This is a genomic window from Candidatus Laterigemmans baculatus, from assembly GCF_010367455.1.
Taxonomy (GTDB): Bacteria; Planctomycetota; Planctomycetia; order Pirellulales; family Pirellulaceae; genus Laterigemmans; species Laterigemmans baculatus.
Genome location: NZ_WRPR01000037.1, coordinates 36,987 through 57,222 on the forward strand (window position 1 = coordinate 36,987; position 20,236 = coordinate 57,222).

Consider the following 20,236-nt stretch of genomic DNA (forward strand, 5'->3'; position numbering starts at 1 on the left):
GTGCAGCTTCGGCGGACGGGCCGCGCTACTCGACGTAGAACGGGTACGACTGGGTGTGGATATCCAGGATCTGGTGGTTCATGCGGTCGATCTCCGCGGGGCTCATTCCGACGAACCGCATGAAGTAGGCCGGCTCGACGCGGCTCCGCAGCCGCACGTCCAGGCGGTACAGCCCGCGAGCCTGGATCCGATCGGCTGGCACGCGGTAGTGGACGGTGCGCGAATCGAGCGGCGGGATCGAGCGAGCTTCCATGCGGATCAGCGGCGGATGGTTCAGCACGCTCACCGGTACCGCTCCGGGGCGAAGGAACGGCAAGGGATCGAGGTCGACGTTGACCGGCAGCGCCGTTTCCCGCTCGGTCCCCTTCAAGTTGGTGATCAAGAATTTGGTCTGCAGGTTGAACAACTGGGCATCGCGGGGGAGCCGTCCGCTGGCAACGTCTTCGGAATGCAGGTCGGCCAAATCGCCTTGGCTGTCGAGGTACCCGGTCTCCCAGACCGTGCGGCCATCGGGAGCGACCAGCGCCACATTCAGCCAAACTTGCGGCTGCGCCCCAAGCGACCCGGTCGGCAGGTTATGCCCTTCGCTGGCGTTGCGAACGATGTACTTGAACCGCAGCGGCTGGCCGGCTCGCGGCCGCGCCTCGACCAGCGGACCGCGGATTTCCGAGCCAGCTTCCATCGTGGCGATCGAACCCTGCCGGGCGAGTGCGAGGGCTTGGAGGTTGGCGTCCAGGACGCGGCGCGCGTCGCGGCGCTCGTCGGCGTTGTCCCAGGGGGGCGGAAACGGTGAGCCCGCAGCGACCAACTGGTACGCCTGCTCAAACTCCTCCGTTCCCCAGCCTTGTTGCCAGTCGAACTCCAGCCACTGCCGCGGGCTCCACCGTTCGGCCTTTTCGTTCTGCGGATAGATCCCGGGGTGGGCGATCGAAAACCCGGGCCCCCAGAACATGTGGCTCGAGTGCGGCTGCGGTTCGCCGTACGGTTTTCCGGCCAGCTCGGCGACCGGTGCGCAGTCGTATCCATGGGGTTTGCCCGGAACGGCCCCCATGTGGCACTGCTGGCACGTGATTCCCTTGGCCGCGGCCGGTCCGGCTCGGTACTGCGAGTAGACGACTTCCAGAGCGATCCCCGGATGCACCGCCACTTGATGGCAGGTCAAGCAGAAGTCGCTGCGCGTCAGCGGTTCGAAAAAAACTCCCTCGCGGTGAATCGGCTGACCCGGCCCGCGATCGCTCGGGTCGAGCTTCAGTTTGTGCTGCTCGCGCTCCGCGATCGCCCGCCGCAGCCCCTCACCGCCCCGATTGCCGTAGACCGGTTGGTAGATGTCACCCGGCTCGATGCGGCGTCCGCCGTTGGTTTCCCCATACGATTCGCGGACGCGGTGGCACGCGATGCAGGTGATGCCCTCGCGGATCACCGGGGGCGCGTCGAGCACCGACGCGTGCCGCGGAATCTGCAGCTGCGTGGCGACCGGCGAGTGGCAGCGCATGCAGAAATGCCCGACCGTCCCTTTGGTCAGTTCGGTCATTTTTTGCTCGAACCGCTGGAACATCGGCGAGATGACCGCATAAGCGTGCGCGCTGACCCGCCACTCGTCGTAGTGCCGCGGGTGGCACTTGGCGCAGGTCATCGCCGACGGGTAGCGGTCCTCGAGAAACAGGCTGCGGTGGGGATCTTCCTCCCCGGCTCCCCCTGCCCCCTCAGCCGCCCCGCCTGCATCCCCGTCTGCCGCCGCCGGTCCGAGCAGGCTGAGAGGATCCGCGGTGAGCGGGTCCCCGGCCTGGGGGTCGGGGGGCGTGGGGCCGAGGTTTGAAAGGGGATCGGCGCCGAGCAACTCCTCACCGCCCGAGTTTCCACCGAGCAGGTCGCCACCACCGAGCAGATCGCCATCATCGAGCAGGTCGCCACCACCGAGCAGGTCGCCACCACCGAGCAGGTCGCCCACTCCCGTGGGACCGTCGGGCGTCGCAGAGCGGCGGTCGGAGACGGGGCGAGCGAGTGTCGGCGCGGTGGGCGTCTCCCAGGCTTCGAGACATCCCGGCGGGAGCAGCGCCCGGGCTTCGGCGGGAATCGCAGGGGGGGATGTCGGCGGCGGGAGCCGTCGCGGACGCTCGGGCTCGACTTGCGTAGCCAGCGCCCGGGGGATCCCGAGTTGGGAGCTAGCAACTCGACCGGCCGGGCTTCGCGAGCCGGGGGGATCGGCGTGGCTGCGCGGAGCGAGCAACCCCCCGAGAGCCGCGGCCCCCAAGCAGGCGAGTGCCGCCCAGAAAGGCTGTGACCCCTTACCGGCGGAGCGGCGTGGGACGATTCGACGACAGGGAATCCGCATCGCTCCAGGCCTGGCTAGAGGAAGTGAGGCTGCCGCGGCGGCGGCAAGACCCGGGGGCCGCACCTCTGAGATCGACCGACAGGGCGGGAATTTCCAGAGCGATGGGCACGACCGAAACAAGCGTTGCAATCGTTAAAACCGCGTTCGCTCGGAGCCGCGGCGAGGGAAAGCGGCCAAAAAACTCGCCACTCACCGACTTGCGGCAATGGCGTGGCCTACGGTTCACTCAGCCCTCCCTGTGCTCGGAGTTCAGCGCCGAGAAGGGACCTTTTCATCGTCGCGATCTCGCGGAGAACTGTTGGCATGAGCGATACGGACCGCGCGAGCGGTTTCTTCCGCTGCCCCGTGCAAAATGATCAGTCGCGGGCCGTGATCTACATCGGTTGCGGACGGATTCCCGCGGTGTTGCAGGAGACGTCGATCGATGGGTTCACGCTGACGGTGGCTCCCAAGCACGCCAGCAGAGTCCGCCTCGGCCGACCGTGGTTGCTTAAGACCCGCGCCGAAAAAGTCGAGGTGCACGCCGAGTGGCTGTTCCACGCGCCGAAAGGGCAAGTCCAACTGGGGGTCCGCCGGCTCCGTGATCTGACCCCCGCCCCGGCGGAAAAAAGCGGCTGGAGTCTCTTCGGGAGTCGCCGAGCGAGCCAAGGCAACACGGCCGAGCTGGTTTTCGCGGGACTCGTCCTAGTGATCTTCTTGATCATGAGCCTCCCGGGCATCGGAGAACAGCTCGGCACCGCCCCGCGAATTCGGGCCGCGGTCGAAAGCGTGGTTCAGACCCTGACGGTGATCGTCCGAGGGGTGATCTAGGGTCGCGCTAGTACTCAGTACTCTTATTCGTACTCGTACTCAGCAGAGCGGTACTCGTACTCGTACTCGATTCAGACGCAGCGGGAAAAACGAGCGCTGTCCCAGCCCGGAATCGAGTACGAGTACCGCTTCGCTGAGTACGAGTACCGCTTCGCTGAGTACGAGAGTAGGGCACGGTGCCGATTGGCATCTCGTGTGCTAATCTTCAGACTCGACTGCAAACCGCCAAAATTTCCTTATTGCAGGAGTCTGCTGCCGTATGTCTGTCGCTCCCACGCCCGACCTCCGCCACTTGATCCGCGATATTCCTGATTTTCCCACCCCGGGAATTCTGTTTCGCGACATCACTCCGTTGCTGGCCGACAGTGCGGGGTTGCGACTAGCGTGCGACGCGATGGCCGAGCCGTTCTTAGATGCCAAGGTCGACGTGGTGGCCGCAGCGGAGGCTCGCGGATTCATTTTCGCCGCTCCGGTGGCGATGCGGTTGGGCGCCGGCTTTGTGCCGATCCGCAAACCGGGCAAGCTCCCCTTCGATCGCCACGCGTTCCATTACGACTTGGAATACGGCAGCGATTCGCTGGAGCTGCACATCGACGGTGTGCGGCCGGGGCAGCGGGTGTTGATCGTCGACGATTTGCTGGCCACCGGCGGTACGGTCGAGGCTTGCTGCCGCTTGCTGGAGAACTGCGACGCAAAGATCGTGGGTTGCTCCTTCCTGATCCATCTGGTGACGCTCGGCGGGCATCTGCGGTTATCCCCCTACGACGTCCGTTCGGTGATCGGTTTCGAGGATCCCGATTCGGAGACCGATTTGAGCATTCAAAATCGCCAACCAGGGCCTTCGGTCTGACGCCCTCTTCAACGGAGTGACTCCCACGAACGACCCTCAGCAACAACCGGCTGAAGACGCTTTCCCGCAGGAAGACGCAGCCCTCCCGCAGGAAAACGTAGCTCCCCCACAGGAAGACGCAGCGCCCCCGCAGAAAGACGCAGCGGCGGAAGCGTCGGCGAGCGATCCCCAGTTTGGCTTTCGCCGCGCTGCAGCCAAGGTTCGGGAATTCCCGCAGACGCCCGGCGTCTATTTGATGAAGGATTCGGCGGGTCGCGTGATCTACGTCGGCAAAGCCAAGAATCTCCGCAGCCGCGCGGGCAGTTATTTTCTCAAAGCGGCGGCCGAGGACGCGCGGACAGCGAGCTGGATTGGCGAGATCGCCGACATCGACTTCGTCCCTTGCGACAGCGAAGTCGACGCGCTGTTGATGGAATCGCGGTTGGTCAAGGATGTGCAGCCGAAGTTCAACAAGGATCTCAAGGACGATAAGAGTTTTCCCTACTTGATGATCACCACTCGCGAGGAGTTCCCGCGGGTCGAGGTGACGCGGACCCCTCGCGACCGGGGCGTGAAGCTCTACGGTCCATTCCCCAGCGCCGGAGCGCTGCGGGGGGCGATCCAGGTGATGCAGAAAATTTTCAAGTTCCGCACCTGCTCGCTCGACATCAGCGAGGACGAGGAACGCTGGAAGTGGTTCCGCCCCTGCTTGCTGGCCAGCATCAACCAGTGCACCGCGCCGTGCAACTTGAGGATCAGCAAGGAGGATTACCGCCGCGACATCCGCCGCCTGCAGACGTTCCTCGAAGGAGGCAAGACGCGGCTCCTGAGCGAACTGCGGAGCGAGATGAAGGAGGCCAGCAGCAAGCTGGAGTTTGAAAAGGCCGCGCGGCTTCGCGACGAAATTCGGATGCTCGAGCGGCTCGACGAACGGGGCGACTTGGAGACGCACGCCCAGCCGGAAGTGTTTTACGTCGACCCTAAAAAAGGACTCGTGGGACTCCGCAAAGTGCTCTCGCTGAGCGAAACGCCGCGGGTCATCGAAGGGGTCGACATCGCTCACCTCGGCGGCGGCGAAACGGTCGCCAGCGTGGTCCAGTTCATCGACGGGCTGCCGTTCAAACCAGGCTATCGCCGCTACCGGATCCGGGAGGTGAAAGGGGTCGACGACTTCCGCTCGATCCACGAAGTCGTCTCCCGCCGCTTCCGGAGTCTGAGCGACAACCAGGAAGCCTTTCCCGATGTGCTCCTGATCGACGGTGGCAAAGGCCAGTTGAACGCCGCGCTGGCCGCGTTCCGCGACCAAGAGATCACGCCGCCGACCCTGATCTCGCTGGCCAAACGGGATGAGGAGATTTATCGCCCCGGAGAGAGCGAACCGCTGCGGCTCTCGCGGCACGCCTTTGCGCTGCGGTTGCTGCAGTACGTCCGCGATGAAGCCCACCGGTTTGCCCAACACTACCACCACATTCTGCGGAGCAAGTCGACCCTTGACCGCTGAGCAAAAATCGGTTATCCGCCGCGAACCCGGCCGGTGAAAGGAGTGTCCTCGGGGGTGTCAGCAAATTTGTTTGACACTCGACCGACTCACCTTTTCTATAATGGGGTCTGCCTGGCAAAGCGGGCAGCAATTCGATTTGACGACGACTTCCACACTTCCCTCTTCCACACTGCCCTCTATCACACTACCCACTAGCAAACGGAGACCCCGCCGAATCGTGCGAGACGAACAACGCGTCGAAAGCGTGGCTAGCGAACGAAGCGTGCTGGTCCGCCTCCTGACCTCGGATCGGCCGCTCGAGGAGCACCCGCTCCGGGAGCTCGAAGGCCTGGCTACGACGGCGGGCACCGATGTCGTGGGAGGACTGACCCAGCGGCGAGACACGCCTGATCAATCGACTTTTCTCGGCAAGGGAAAGGTCCATGAGCTGCGGGAATTGGTCGAAGAGCAGGATGCGGACGTCGTCATCTTCGACAATGATCTGACTCCCGCTCAGACGCGGAATCTGGAGAAAGCGGTCCACACGAAGGTCATCGATCGGACGGAACTAATCCTCGATATCTTCGCTTCGAACGCTCGGACCTACGAAGCCAAGCTGGCGGTCGAATTGGCCCAGCTCGAATACTCGTTGCCGCGGCTCAAACGGATGTGGACTCACCTCTCCCGCCAAGGGATGGGCGTGGGGATGCGTGGCCCGGGGGAAAAGCAACTGGAGGTCGACCGGCGGTTGGTGGTCAAGCGAATCCACGATCTGCGGACCGCGCTGACGAAAGTCGAGAAGCGACGGGAACGTCAGGTCGGCAGCCGCCGCGAGTGCCCGACCGTGTCGTTGGTCGGCTACACCAACGCCGGCAAAAGCACGCTGATGAACGCTCTGACCGGGGCCAACGTCGAAGCGGTCAACAAGCTGTTCGCGACGCTCGACACCCGAACTCGCCGCTGGCACTTGAGCGGCTGGGGGCCGGTGCTGTTGAGCGACACGGTGGGTTTTATCCGCGACCTGCCGCACAAGTTGATCGCCAGCTTCAAGGCGACCCTCGAAGAGGCTCGGCAAGCCGACCTGTTGTTGCACGTGGCCGACGTCAGCAATCCAGCGGTGTTCGATCAGATCTCGGCGGTCTACACGGTGCTGCAGGAAATTGGCATCGAGGAAAAGGACACGCTGCTGATCTTGAACAAGGTCGACGCGGTGCAGTCAGCCGAGATGGTCGAACGCGTGCTCGATCGTTATCCGCACGCGATTCCGGTCAGCGCCGTGCGAAAGGAAGGGTTTGACGCGCTCGCCCAAGCGATCGCGACCGCCCTGGCTGCCGAATTTTTTGATCTGCATGTCGATGTCGATCCGGCCGATGGGCGGCTTTTGGCCTACATGGCCGCCAAAGGGGAAATCGTCGCTCAAGACGCCGACGAGCATCGGATTCGCGTCCACGTGCGGATGCCCGCTCAGGCGATGGGCGAAGTCCATCGCCGCGCTCTGGCAATCCATCCGGCCGGCGACGAACCGCTTCATCCCGCAGCTGCCGACGAAGCGGCTTCAGCCGAGCGGGGTTCCGGGGAAGAAGCCTCCGACGGCGGGGCCTCCGACATCAGCCACGTGGCCTGAGCCCCCAAACGGACGCGGGATAGCGATGGTTCGCTGGAAAGCGCAGCAGTCGGTCGCGGTGGTCACCGGAGCCTCGAGCGGCATCGGTTACCATCTCAGCCGGCTGCTGGCCGAACGTGGCGCCCGCGTGGTGGCGGTGGCTCGCCGCCGCGAGCGGTTGGATCAGCTGCGGTCGGCCACGGCCGCTGCATCCGGGAGCGTGATCGCTTATCCGGGCGACGTGACCGACCCGGAGGTCCGGCGGGGGCTGCTAGCTCGGGCCGCCGAGATCGCCGAGGGGCGGTTGGATCTGCTGGTCAACAACGCGGGGATCGGAGCGCTCGGTCCCTTTGCGGAGGCTTCGCCCGAGCGTCTGCGGCGGATCATGGAAGTCAATTTCTTCGCTCCTGTGGAGCTCACGCGGCTGGCGCTGCCGATGCTGCGGCTCGGTCGCCAGCCAGTGCTGTGCAATCTGGGGAGCGTTTTGGGGCACCGCGCGGTGCCCGACAAGAGCGAGTACTGCGCGAGTAAATTTGCGCTGCACGGTTGGTCCGACTCGCTCCGCGCCGAGCTCCGTGAGAGTGGCATTCAGGTCACGCTGGTCAGTCCCAGCACGACCGAGAGCGAATTCTTCGACGCCGTGATCGAAACGCCCGAGGGACAGGTGAGCCGGAGTCTGGGGAGCTGGCCCGCCGAGCGGGTCGCCCGCGCGACGCTCTCGGCCATCCTCGCGCGCCGCGCCGAAGTCATCCTCAGCCTCGGCGGCAAAGCGCTCGTCTACGCCGACCGCCTCTCACCCCCGCTGATGAATCGCCTGCTGGCGCGCTGAGCCAGGGGGTGCGGGCCGATTGTGCCCGATCAGCCGCAACGCGCTAGCGTCCGGTTGTGTGGGCTTTTTCGGGAACCGGGGGCTAGCGCCCGGCGGCTGATGATTAATCCTGGCTAGCGCCCGGCGGCTGATGGATAATCCTGGCTAGCGCCCGGCGGCTGATGGATAATTCGGTGGCTAGTGACGGGTCCGCCGCGGGTTACGCCGTGGCCTTCCGCCACTGCTCCGCTTCGGCCGAATCGTGGGCGACGCATCGATTGCGGAGCGTGCCGAGCGATTCGATCGTGACTTGGCAGTGGTCTCCAGGCTGCAAAAAACGCGGCGGCGTGCGAGCCGCTCCCACTCCCGCCGGGGTCCCGGTAAAGATCAAATCGCCGGGCCTCAAGGTGACGATTTTTGAGAGGAAGCTGATCAGCGTCGGAATCGAGAAGATCAGCTCATTTGTCCGCGACCGTTGCATCACTTCGTCGCCGATCCGCATCTCGATCGCGAGATTGCCGGGTTCGGGGACTAGGCTCTTGTGCACAACGTAAGGGCCGAGCGGGGCGAACGTATCGAACGATTTGCCCATCAGCCACTGGCCGCCACAGTGCTCCTTTTGCCAATCGCGAGCCGAAACGTCGTGGCCGCAGCAGTAACCGAACACGTGCTGCATCGCTTCGGCCTCTTCCACGTCGCGGCAGGTGCTGCCGAGGACCACGACCAACTCCGCTTCGAAATCGACGCGATCGCTCAGCTGAGGCAGGATGATCGGATCGTCGGGGCCCACGATCGTTGAGGAGAGCTTGGAGAAGATCACCGGTTCGGTCGGCGGCACCGCTCCGGTCTCGATCGCGTGGTCGCGGTAGTTCAGTCCCACGCAGATGATCTTTTCGGGATGCGGTACCGGCGCCAACAACCGCACCGGCTCCTCGATCGCCGCAGCCGAATCGAGCTTCGCCAGCCGCTCGGGAAGCGCCTCACCGAGCGTCATCCAGTCGCGAAGGTGCGGCGGCAGCGTCGAGTCGAGCTGCTCGAGCGGAACGATCGATCCGTCCCGCTCGATCCCCTCGCCGAGCTGACCATTCGCGCGGCGGTAGCGGCAAAAACGCATCGGTCGGACTCCCAAAGGTGAAGGTCAAAGGTGGGCAGCCATGAGTACTGAGTACTGAGTATTGCGTGCTGAGTTTAGGATTTTCGCCGCGAAGGATGGGGCACATCGGGGCGGAGGAGCTTGGGCGAAGCCGGTGAGGCCTTAGCCGTCGGCTCCGTCTTTCTCTTCGGACTCTCGCCGTTCTCGCTTTCCCTCAGTTCCCGCTCCGGAAGCGGCAAGGCCGTCTCAGTTGCGTCTGCGGCCTCAGTCGCCGGGGTGGGGGACTTCGCCGTGGGGGCCAAGTGGGGGCGCGGGCGGAAAACGCGGCCCAGCGGGCTGGCTAGCAGCGCAGGGAGGAAGATCAAGTCGCCCACCAAGGCGGCGGTCAGCAGGACCAGCATCAGCGTTCCGAACCGCTGCGTCGGCGTGAACGTGCTGAGGGCGAAGACATACAGCCCGAGTCCCCCCACAAACGTCGTCTGCGTCATCGCCGGACCGACGCGGCGGTAGGTGGCGATGATTGCTTCGTGACGGCTGAGTCCGCTGTCGAGTCCTCGCCGCAGCCAGGAGAGGAAGTGGATCGTATCGTCGACGGCAATTCCCATCGCCACGCTGGCCGTCATCATCGTGCCGATATCGACGAGCCATTCGGCGTGTCCCATCGAACCGAAAATCATCACCACCGGGAACAGGTTCGGCAGCATCGCGAGCATCCCGGCGGCGATTCCGAAGAACAGCGCCTTGGGATGCAGGATGCCCAGCGGCGGTCGGCCGGGGTTGAGCAGGATCGTCATCACCGCAGCGATCAACACGAATGCCCAGATCGTGCTTTCAACAAGGCTTGTGAGCAGCGTTCGCTGGGCTTTGTAGACGACCGGAATCACGCCGGTGTAAACGACCTCCAGCGGGCCGCTGTCATCGACGAGCGGAATCCCTTCGACGACCTGCGGCACACCGCGATCGCTGGGGATGTTGCGGGCGTCGACAAACTGCCGGGCATGCTCGCGAATGAAATCGACGTCGTAGTTCGGGCTGTCGTCGACGAGCACCACCGCGGAGGCAGCGGCGAGCAGCTTGCCCCATGCTTCCGTCCGCTGCTTGCCCGCGAAGGCTTGGCTGTTGGGCTCGTGCCACAGTGTCCGCCGCAGCGGTTCGTTGTCGAGCAATTCACTCAGCGTCGAAGCAAAGATCGTTTGAGTGTCGATGACCTCCGCAGCGGTCACATCCGCCTCTGACTCTCCGGCTGGGGGAGGGAGCAACAGCGGAGCCGCACCGACTGGCCGCGGTTTGCCACGGCCGAGGACAATCACGTCGCCAAAGCGAATCGAGGGATCTTCGGCTTTGGCCGCGTCGACCGCGTCAAGGACTTCGCCCCGGTAACGATAGGCTTCGAGGACGGGACCGACGGCCACCCGCAGCTCGTTGATGAAGCGGCCGTAGTCGACGTCGCTCAGGGCGCCCACGCGGAGGCTGATCCGCCACAGCTCGCTCCCGGCGAGAGGCCCGTCCTCCTCGATCCGCAAGTAATCCGAATCGATCAGCGCGTCGACCGAATCGCCCAGGCGGCGGTTGAACTCCGATCGCTCGAGCGACATCGACGACGATGGAGGAGGTAGCGGCGGCGCGAGCGACGCAGCGCTCATCGCTTGCCCGACAATCTCCTGCCCCGCGTCGCCAAAGACGCGCGCGATCGTCCGCTGTATGTGGTCGACCGCTTCGAGCCGCTCGAGTCGGCGAAGCGGGTGCACCGAAGCCTCGTCGGTATCCGCACCGGCTCCAGCATTGGCAGCGGCTACAGCACCGGCGGGCTCCTCAGCCCCGTTGGCCTCCGCGGCCTCGACCCTTTCCTGCTGCATCTCTGGAGGAACTCGCAGCACGAGCTCCATTGGGACGAGTTTGGCGTAGTTGGTTTCGAGCCAGGTGTAATCGCGAATGATCCGCGAGTCCTCGTCGAACATCTTCAGCAGGTGGACCGACGTGCGGATCTTCGGCACCCCGAACGCCGCGGCGATGAACATCAGCAAACATCCGGCAGCGACCCAGCGGTGATGGGCCACCACCCAGCGTCCAAAGATTTCCCAGTAGTCAGCCAATTTGCCGACGCCCGGCTGCGCGCTGTCCGCCGCCGCCTTGCCCGGTCGTTTTTTCTTGCGGGGAGCATCTTTGGCTGGGCTAAAGGTCTCCAAGGCTGCCGGCAAATAAGCGAACAGCAGAACCAGCGTGGCGATGACACCGACGGCCGAGAACCAGCCGAACTTGCGAATCGGCACGATGTTGCTCGTGTACAACGACAGCAGACCGATTGCCGTCGTGATGCTCGCCAGCGTGCACGGGCCCCAGCCATGCCGGAGAGCCCGCTCGGGAGCCCCCACGACTCCCTCGCTTTCTACTTCCTCGCGGTAGTAGTTGACGATGTGGATCGCCGACGAAAGCCCGAGCACGTACACCAGTGCCGGCATGCTCATCAGGATCGCGTCGACGCTCGCCCCGCTCCACCACACGATGCTCAGGCTGATCACCGCCGCGGTGCCGCCGACGAAGAAGATCATGAACGTGATCTTCAGGCTGCGGAAACTGATGTAGCTCAGCAGCAACCCCAGGGCGGCGCAGTAGCCGACCAGGCGCACGAGCGTGATCGTTCCTTCCTCGTCGATCGACACGTTGTCGATCGGCGGTCCGCCGAGGTGCATCTCCGGACCCGGCGGAGGTAGCTCGGCAACGAAGTAATTGAACGGCGGCGGAGCGGCGACTGGCGACGGAGGCGGGGAGAGCCCTGATTGTTCGGCTAACTGGTAGAGCCGGCCCCGGGGGCCGCCGAGGACGCCCCGGCCAACGACGAACGGCAGGTTCTCTTGGCCGATCTTGGTCAGCGTCACCAGGATTCCGGTCAGCCGCGGGGGCGGAGCGACGCCGGCCGCATCGAAGACCTCGTACCACACCTCCGTCTGCTCTTCGTCGGGAGCCGCGACGAGTGCCGAGATGTAACCCTCGTACCGCTCGTCGATCACTCGCTCGAGCGTCTCGCCGACGGTCGCGTCAAAATCTTCGGGCAACTCGCCTCGCCGATCCTCCGGAACCGCTTCGCGGAAGGCGGCGGGCGTCCAGACAAAATCTTCCGGGACCGCCGAGGCGAACAGCGTCCCGGTCAACTGCTTGATCGCTCTGCGGCGTGCGACAACCGGCTTGAATTCCGCGTCGGTCAGGTCGACCGGATAGAACGCGCCGCCTGGCTGCGAAAGCTCGTCGGCCACGTGCGGCCCGGTCTGAACATTCGAGAACAGCGGCGCGGTCAGCCACGCGGGGTAATTGTAGTAGGGATTGATCGCGTCCGGGTCATCCTCCTGCCCCGACTCGCCCAAGGCAGTGATGAACGTGCCTTCGACTTGCGGCCCCGAGATGAGCCGACGGACGACGCGACTGATCCCGCCGATCGTGTCGCTGCGACCTTCCCAGCGAAAGAGCTGCCCTGCGGGAGTGAAGTAGTACCACTGGCCGGAGTCGCTCGTCAGCCAGATCTCGTCCAGTCCGCCCCAGTTGCGGTGCAGGTCCGACGGCAGGAGCAGGCCGAGCTCGACTGCCAGGGCTTGGGCCCGCTCGAAATCGGGGATCTCCCCGTGCTTGCCGCGGCCGCGCTCCGATTCCGCTTGCAGCTTGGTCGCCAGAATCTCGAGCCGCTGATCTTCCTCGGTGGCGCCTTCCCAAGTGGCAAGAATGAACTGCTCGCCTGCGAAGTACCGGCCAAACCAGGCCAGCTCCGAGGTTTCCCGGAAATCCGCTGGCAGCCAGTCTTTGACGTTATTCTCGGTCTTCTCCAAGCTCAGCCGGGCTCCGCGGAGCCCGAACGGGACGAGAAAGAAGACGACCAGAAGAATCAACAGCGCGTTCGGTACGCCGAAGATGCTGCGTCGCGATAGAAAGGAAGAGGTCATCGTGTGCAGGGATCCGAGCCGTGACGGTCCGACCATAAGGTCTCCACGGCCAGCGACCAGCAGGTGTCTGAGCAACCCCGCCGGCAGGAAGACCGAGAATGGCTGAACAACTACGTGTTGACCAGCCTAGCGACGGGGCCCGTTGCGGTCCACGGTAAGCGCGGCCGCTGCGGGACTTCCCCCCGAAAAGAGCGCCTGTGGTATGGTCTCCAGGAGCTCCGGGGTTTGGAGCAGCGGCACGCATTATGCGTTTTAAGGGGAAGCTGCAAAGGAGCAGGCCTCGCTGACTTGCCCTTACATCTTGCCTGCGCTGCCCATTGTTGTGTCGAAACCCGTTCCGTGTCGAAAACCGCTAGCCAGGAACTTCCACCGTGACCGAATCTACCTCCGCCCCCGCTTCGCTACGCTCGCTGGTTCAAACTGGAACCAAACTTTTTTTGGATTCGGTGGCTCCAGAAGAGTTGGAAAAAAATCTCCGCTGGGGGGCCGTCGGTGCCACGTCCAACCCCTCGATCATCTCCGAGATCGTCGCGGACGGCAGTCTCGATGATCGCATCGAATCGCTTCTCGAAGAGGGACGCGACGATGAAGAAATCGCCTGGGAATTGACCGACCAGCTCGTCTCCGACGCCGAACAACGGTTCCTGCCGATCTGGGAGAAGAGCGAAGGAAACACCGGTTGGGTCAGCTTCGAGCTCGATCCGCTGCTCGAAGATCCCGAGGAATCGATTTCGGAGGCGGACCGCACCGCCCGCTATATCGAGCTCGGCAAACGTTGGAGCCATGGGCACCGCAACCGGATGATCAAAGTCCCCGCGACCGACGCCGGAATCGCGGCGCTCGAAGAGTTGGCGGCGGCCGGGGTGACGCTAAACGTGACGTTGATGTTCACCGCAGATCAGTACCAGCGGGCCCGAGACGCGATTTGGCGGGGAGCCCAGCGCCGCGACTCGCTGGACAACTTTAAAAGCGTTTACAGCATCTTTATTTCGCGCATCGACGTGTACACCGACGAGCACGTCCCGCAGCTCTCCGCCGAAGCTCAGGGGCAAGTCGGGATCGTCAACGCCAAGCAGATCTGGGCGCAGAACCAGGAGTTCTGGAGCTCCCGCCCCACCCGGCTGGAGCAAGAGATCATCTTTGCTAGCACCGGAACGAAGAAACCCGAGGACGAGCCTTGGAAGTACGTCCAGGCGCTCGCTGGCAGCGGGATCCAGACCAACCCGCCGCAGACCAATGAGGCGGTTGCGAAGGCAGAGATGACTTTTGATCGACAGGTCGACCGCCTGCCACCCAAGAGCGTCCTGGATGAAATCGCCTCCAAAGTCGACGTCCCCCAGATGCATAAAGTGCTGATGGAAGAGGGAGCCGCCAAGTTCGTCAAGCCGCAGCGGGCGCTGCTGAAGCTGATCGCGGAGAAACGCAAAGCACTCTCCGCAGCCAAGTAAAACTTCCGAAAGTTCGTATCCACTCTCACCCTCCCGCTTGCGGGAGGGTCGGGCTCTCAGGCCCGGGGAGGGCCGGCAAGCCTGAACGATAAGCTTCCAGTGAAACTCACTGTTGCGGTGACCCTCCCCGCTCGTTCCTCGCGACCCTCCCGGGGGGAGGGTGAGGATTTCACCGCGTTTTCGAGAACCGGGGGCTAGCGCCCGGCGGCTGATGAACCATCCGGACTAGCTTCCCCAAAAACTCGGGTTGTCGGCAGGGGCTCTGAAAGGCTAGTAACCTGCCGAGTTGGCGAACGTGCGCGGCGAAGGAAAGGAGTCCTCAATGCCGAAGCCGCGGTTGATATTCTTCTGGTGCCTGTTGCTCGCTTCACCGGCGGCCGCCCAATTTGGCGGCGGTGCGGGAGGTGCAGGTGCCGGTGCGCCCGCGGCGGTCGAAAAACCCCGCTTCCGCGATCACGTGATGGAGCAGGGAGGATTGTCGGTTCGCCGTGAGGTGGGGGATAAAGTCGTCCGCGGCGTCCGCATCGTGGGCAATCGCCAGATCGGCACCGAACGGATTCAACAGCTGCTCCGCACGCGTGTCGACCGCGTCTTCGACCAGCAGGCGGTGTTGGCCGACGTCCGCCGGCTGTATGAGTTCCGAGCGTTTCGCTCGGTGCAAGACTCCGTCGTCGACGACGGCCAAGGGGGCGTCACCGTCACCTTTACCGTCGAGGAGTACCCGCTGATCTCGCAGGTCATCTTCCATGGCAATCGAGCGATGGGGGACCGCGAGCTCCGCGGTCGCGCTGGATTGGCCAAGGACGATCCGGTCAACGACGCGGCCATCGAATCGACCCGCCGCCGCTTGCTCGACTACTACCACGGCGAGGGATTCAGTTTGGCGACGATCGAGAGCGTCGTCGGTTTGCCGGACGATCCCAACGCAGTCGTGTACCGAATTAACGAAGGTCCGAAAGAGCGGATCGCTGCAATCCATATCATTGGCAACTCGATCGTCAGCGAAGCGCGGCTGAAAAAGGTCATCGCCTCCCGCGGTCCAATGTTCGGACTCGGTTATTACATCGGCAATGCGGCCGACATGGAAAAAATCGACGGCGATGTCGAAGTCCTGACCGCTTACTACCGCAACCTCGGCTACCTCACGGCCAAGGTCGATCGACTGATCGAGTATGACAAAAGCGGCAAATGGCTGACCGTCACTTTTGTGATCGAAGAAGGACCCCAATTCACGGTCAATGAGATCCGCATCGCCGGCAATCGGTTCATCGATGAATCTTCCTTGCGAGCCGGACTGCTGCTCACCGCGGGCGAACCATTCAACGGCACGCGGATGAACACCGACGTCAATGACATTACCTACTCCTACGGCTCTCTCGGCTTTATCTATGCCGAAGTCGAAGCCGAGATCCGCTGGATTGACAGTGAGAACAGCGTTGACGTGGTCTATAAGATCGAGGAAGGAGACCGCTGGAAAGTCGGGCACATCTACGTTGAGATCGACGGCGAGCCCAACTTGATGCGCGAGTACACCATGCTGAACTACTTGGATTTGGTCGAAGGTCAATTCATCGACCGACGCATGTTGGAGATGAATCGCCGTCGGCTGCTCCGATCCGAGTTATTAGAAACCAATCCCGCGGTCGCCGATCCCCCGGATTTGCGCGTGGTGCCCCAGGACGAAGAAGATTTCGGGGGTGCCTTGTGAAAATCCGTCGACAGGAAAACAGCAGCCCGATGATCGCCCGCCTTCGGCAATCCCGCTCGCTCGTCCCGCATCTCGCAGCTCCCGCAGCCCGAGGTGCTTGGAATGTGATTGCGATCGCAGCGATGGTTGGACTGACCGCGGGCGGTTGCCAGTGGCTGCGGCCGACCCCGATTCATCCCCTGCCCCCCTCCCCGGCTGAGACGCTTTCTTCGGCCGGCCCCTCCGCTTCAGCCGACGCCTCTTCGATCGATTCGCAAGGCAGCGGCGAGGCGCAGGTGAGCGAGTACGTGGGCGATCTGGACGCTCCGACTTCGCTGCGTCGCCCGCCGCTGGCGAGTCCGCCCGCCGACACCAATCAGCCGGCTCCGCCGCGGACGATCGTCCGCGGTCAGGGGGGCGGCTTTGCCATTCCTCCCACCTTCGAGCAGGCAGCCGACGGTGGCCGTCACAGTCGCGGACCGCTGCCGGTCGGCGGCCAACCAACAAGCGTCGCGGCAGCTCCTCCCTCGCAGGGGACCAGTTCCAACGGAACCACAGCCAATCGCCCGCCAGCAGTTGCTCCGGCGCAGTACACTTCGCCCCCCGGCTACGGTGCCCAACCCGGGTACGCACCTTTGCCGCAGCCCAGCCCTGCGCCACCAGCGGGAGTCGCTCCCTACGTGGGCCAGCCGGTCCCCGGCGCGCTGCCGGAGATCACCGGCGAGGACATGCTGCCCGGAACGGGGCTCGGCCAGCCGCTCCCCTATACTCCGCTGACGCGGACGGCCGACATCATCGTCAACGGGTATCCGGCTCGCACTGGGCGGATCATGTTCGGTGGTGCGGTCAACAGCGATGCGGGTGTGACGGGGCAGGTCACGATCGAAGAGCGAAACTTTGACATCACTCGCTTTCCTCGCTCCTTCCAAGATTTGGTCGGGGGTACGGCCTTCCGCGGAGCGGGGCAAACCTTCCGTGTCGAAGCGGTGCCGGGAAGTGATTTCAAACGGTACAGCGTCAACTTCACCGAACCTTATATCTTCGGTTACATGCCGATCAGCATGTCGGTCTCTGGATTTCTCTTCGACCGCCGTTATCAGGACTGGGACGAAGAGCGGCTCGGGGGCCGTCTGAGTTTCGGTTATCGAATCACACCCGACCTGTCGATTTCCGCGGCCATCCGCGGTGAAAACGTCGAGGTGACCGATCCCCGCATCGCCGGTGTGCCGCAGTTGGACGAAGTGCTCGGCGACAATGAGATCTACTCGGGACAAGTGCAATTGACGCACGATACTCGCAACAGCCCATTCGCACCGAGCGAGGGGCATTATCTCACGATGAGTTATGAGCAAGCTTTTGGGGATTTTGACTATCCTCGCGGCGAGATTGCCCTTAGCAAGTATTTCCTCGTCCGCGAGCGGGCCGACGGTTCCGGAAAGCAAACTTTGACGACCGGTTGGAGCCTCGGCTTTAGCGGTGAAGACACGCCGATTTTTGAAAACTATTTCGCTGGCGGCTACTCGACCATGCGTGGCTTCGAGTTCCGCGGGGCCAGCCCGACGGTCGGTGGCGTGCAGGTCGGTGGTCGATTCCAGTTTCTGGGGACGGTCGAGTACATGTTCCCGCTGACCGCCGACGACATGCTTCGGGGCGTGGCCTTCGTCGACTACGGCACCGTCGAGCAGGACATCGAGATCAACAGTGAGAACTTCCGCGTCGCCCCCGGGGTTGGGTTGCGAGTGGCAGTTCCCGCCCTCGGCCCCGCTCCGTTGGCGTTCGACTTTGCTTTCCCGGTTGCGGAAGCCGATACCGACGACAAGCAAACCTTCAGCTTCTACATGGGCCTGAACCGCCGCTTCTAACATTGCACGGCAGGCGTGTGGGGCTCCGCTTCATCAGCCGCCACACGCTAGCCCGGATTATTCATCAGCCGCCGGGCGCTAGCCCCCGGTTCCCGAAGACGCCGTGACAACCGGACGCTAGCGCGAGGCGGCTGATTTAACACACTGTTTTCTGACGTTCTGCCGCAACTTCCGAACGCATACGGACTTACTGCCTTTTTATCTGCACGCGTGAATTATCCGGGCTAGCGTCTGGTCGTTGGGAGTTGTCAGAACCCGGCGGCCGGCACCCCGCGGCTGATTAAGTGGCGTCGATGCGGCCTTTCCAGGCAACCCGTTTGCCGAAGCACTGCTGGACGAGCGCTTGCCACTGGAGAGCGACGAACAGGAGCACAGCGATCGGATGCAACGCGGCTCCGAGTTTCGATTGGGAAAATCGTACCGCGCACCGCCAGCGCGGAAGGTAGGCCAGCAGGCAAGCCGCCCCCGTGAGAAGAATTGCTGTGGCGCTTCCGCTGACAACCGCTACTGGCAGCCATACAAACGGGAGCACGCTCCCACCGATCAGCAGGAGCGTGAAGGGAACGATCCGGGCGGGATGTGCGATGCCCTCGGTGGCATTTTTGAGCAAGCCGCGGATGACTTCGCTGGCGCTGTGGTACATCCGGCAGGAGGCGACATGGGTGCCATCGCAGACATCGGTCGAGAGCCCGGCGCGGCGGTACGCCTTGGGCAGCATCAGGCCATCATGCCGCGTCCGGCGAATCGCCGCGTGGCTCCCCGCGCGGTCGTACGCCCGTTGCGACGTCAGGAACAGCTGGCCGCAGCCGGCTGCGTAGGCGGGATGGGTACTGCGCCGCATCCGCTCGATCGGCAGAAATCCCAGCAGGATGTAATGCATCATCGGGATCAGCAATCGTTCGAGCCACGTCTGCGTCTCTTGATGTGGGAACGGGCTCAGCAAATCCACGCCCGTTCGCCGCATCTCCGCGACCAGCCGGGCGAGCCCGTCGGAAGCCAGTCGTACGTCGGCGTCGAGGAATACGAGCAGCGGATACTGGGCGGTCGCTGCGAGTTGCCAGCACGCGTGTTGCTTCCCGTTCCAACCCTCGGGTAAGGGTTTTCCTTGGACCAAGCGGACTCGCGTGTCGCGGCCCCGCACCGCTTGGACGACGTCGGCCGTCGCGTCGCTCGAGTGGTCATCGAGCACGACCACTTCCACCTCCACTCCTTCGGAACGCAGCGCCGCGTTCATGCACTGGCTGATCGTTGCCGCTTCATCGCGAGCCGGAATGAGGACCGAAATCCGCGGTTTGGGCTGATCGCCCGAAGGCTGGGCGGGCGGAAGAAATAGTGCAAGATTGCGCAGCACCATCAGCGCCGGCAGCGCCGCCAAGAGAAAAGCAATGACCGCGATCAATTGAATTTCTCTCCATGTTCGGCGCGGAACCGCGCCCCCCGCAAGGCTTGTCGCGAACGACGGAAAATATCATACAGCCCGGTCCCCTTCTTGCCACTGAGCAACGGTTCAAACGGCTGTGGATCTCGAGCGATCGAAGCGGCCGCTAGCTGGCCTTGAGTCTCACGGAGGGCGGCGAACAATTTGCCTTGCCAGCCGGCTTTGTCGAGATTTCCAAACTGGCCGCAGTGAATCGGTTCGCCGAAGCGGATCAAGCATTCCGGTAGCCGCTCTTCCCAAAACACATACTCGACGGCCATCGGCAAGACGACCGCGTGGTTGGGGAGACGGGTGCAAAGGTGTGCAATTCCCGGCTGGAATCGTGCCGAGGTATCGCGGGCATCGGCAAAGCGTCCCTCGGGAGTCAGCCACAGCGAGCCGCCGGGGGAACGAAGGATCGCCAAACTGGTCCGCAGGAACGTGCTCGCGCCGCGGCGGTGCTTGAGATCGACGCCAAAGAATCCGAGCTTCGCAAAGACCCGATACTGCTCGAGCGCCGCGGCATCGATTGGCGCGTAGAACTGGCGACCTTCGAAGTAATGGCGGCAGACGTAATGAGCCACCAGCGGATCCCACCAGGAGGGATGGTTGCCAAACACCAAGAGCGGAGCATCGCCGAGCGACCGCAAGACCGCAAGCGATGCGCGATCCGCGGCGATCGTATGGAAGTGACGCTGCAAGAACGGCCGGATAAACGCATGAAAGCCGCGCTGCAACCACTCGCTAACCGGAGGAGGAGAAGAAGGTTTCAGGTTTCCTGACTCTAACGGGTTCTATGTGAGCACCTGACCGGAGAAACAACCACGAATGACACGAATTAAACGAATGGTGGCCACGGATGGACACGAAAAGGGGGAGAACCGCAGATAGCACGGAGAACGCGGGTAAAGGGGAGTTCGGATTCCTTCGTGCTCTTC

13 protein-coding genes are annotated in these 20,236 nt (G+C 63.6%); 8 read left to right on the forward strand and 5 right to left on the reverse strand.

All coding sequences use genetic code 11. The annotated features are described in order from the left end of the window. Positions 1–25: 25 nt before the first annotated feature. Positions 26–2,332: a multiheme c-type cytochrome gene (locus tag GNK13_RS08095; RefSeq protein ID WP_164102003.1), complete on the reverse strand. Its 2,307-nt coding sequence runs from the start codon at positions 2,330–2,332 to the stop codon at positions 26–28. A gap of 303 nt (positions 2,333–2,635) precedes the next feature. On the opposite strand from GNK13_RS08095, the gene GNK13_RS08100 reads away from it, so the two are divergent. The 5 genes from GNK13_RS08100 to GNK13_RS08120 all read left to right on the forward strand — a co-directional run bounded on the left by GNK13_RS08100 (position 2,636) and on the right by GNK13_RS08120 (position 7,883). Next, entirely contained in the window at positions 2,636–3,142 is a 507-nt protein-coding gene (locus tag GNK13_RS08100) for a hypothetical protein (RefSeq protein ID WP_164102004.1), read from the forward strand. Between the two features lie 259 nt (positions 3,143–3,401). After that, positions 3,402–3,992, forward strand: coding sequence for an adenine phosphoribosyltransferase (locus GNK13_RS08105; protein ID WP_164102005.1), 591 nt, complete (start codon positions 3,402–3,404; stop codon positions 3,990–3,992). A gap of 16 nt (positions 3,993–4,008) precedes the next feature. Further along, a complete protein-coding gene (locus GNK13_RS08110; RefSeq protein ID WP_203328987.1) occupies positions 4,009–5,472 on the forward strand; it encodes an excinuclease ABC subunit UvrC in 1,464 nt (487 codons plus the stop codon). Between the two features lie 217 nt (positions 5,473–5,689). Then, on the forward strand, positions 5,690–7,075 hold the full coding sequence (gene hflX / locus GNK13_RS08115) for a GTPase HflX (protein ID WP_235934940.1): 1,386 nt from the start codon (positions 5,690–5,692) through the stop codon (positions 7,073–7,075). Positions 7,076–7,100: 25 nt separating this feature from the next. Then, a complete protein-coding gene (locus tag GNK13_RS08120; protein WP_164102007.1) occupies positions 7,101–7,883 on the forward strand; it encodes an SDR family NAD(P)-dependent oxidoreductase in 783 nt (260 codons plus the stop codon). Positions 7,884–8,082: 199 nt separating this feature from the next. Here the strand turns inward: GNK13_RS08120 and GNK13_RS08125 are convergent, their stop codons facing one another. Further along, positions 8,083–8,976 carry a fumarylacetoacetate hydrolase family protein gene (locus tag GNK13_RS08125; RefSeq protein WP_164102008.1) on the reverse strand — a complete coding sequence of 298 codons (894 nt, stop codon included), beginning with the start codon at positions 8,974–8,976 and terminating at the stop codon, positions 8,083–8,085. Positions 8,977–9,050: 74 nt separating this feature from the next. Further along, positions 9,051–12,884, reverse strand: a complete 3,834-nt coding sequence (locus GNK13_RS08130; protein ID WP_235934943.1) for an efflux RND transporter permease subunit — start codon at positions 12,882–12,884, stop codon at positions 9,051–9,053. A gap of 371 nt (positions 12,885–13,255) precedes the next feature. Between GNK13_RS08130 and GNK13_RS08135 the strand changes: the two genes are divergently transcribed. The 3 genes from GNK13_RS08135 (at position 13,256) to GNK13_RS08145 (ending at position 17,881) form a co-directional block, all read left to right on the forward strand. After that, positions 13,256–14,332 (forward strand): transaldolase family protein, encoded by a 1,077-nt coding sequence (locus tag GNK13_RS08135; protein WP_164102010.1) that lies wholly within the window; start codon positions 13,256–13,258, stop codon positions 14,330–14,332. A gap of 322 nt (positions 14,333–14,654) precedes the next feature. Beyond that, on the forward strand, positions 14,655–16,040 hold the full coding sequence (locus GNK13_RS08140; RefSeq protein ID WP_164102011.1) for a BamA/OMP85 family outer membrane protein: 1,386 nt from the start codon (positions 14,655–14,657) through the stop codon (positions 16,038–16,040). A 29-nt stretch (positions 16,041–16,069) separates the two neighbouring features. Then, positions 16,070–17,881, forward strand: a complete 1,812-nt coding sequence (locus GNK13_RS08145; RefSeq protein WP_235934945.1) for a BamA/OMP85 family outer membrane protein — start codon at positions 16,070–16,072, stop codon at positions 17,879–17,881. A 280-nt stretch (positions 17,882–18,161) separates the two neighbouring features. Here the strand turns inward: GNK13_RS08145 and GNK13_RS08150 are convergent, their stop codons facing one another. Further along, a complete protein-coding gene (locus tag GNK13_RS08150; protein ID WP_235934947.1) occupies positions 18,162–19,280 on the reverse strand; it encodes a glycosyltransferase in 1,119 nt (372 codons plus the stop codon). Beyond that, positions 19,277–20,035 carry a lysophospholipid acyltransferase family protein gene (locus tag GNK13_RS08155; protein WP_235934954.1) on the reverse strand — a complete coding sequence of 253 codons (759 nt, stop codon included), beginning with the start codon at positions 20,033–20,035 and terminating at the stop codon, positions 19,277–19,279. The genes GNK13_RS08150 and GNK13_RS08155 overlap by 4 nt, the downstream gene beginning before the upstream one ends. Between the last annotated feature and the right edge of the window lie 201 nt (positions 20,036–20,236).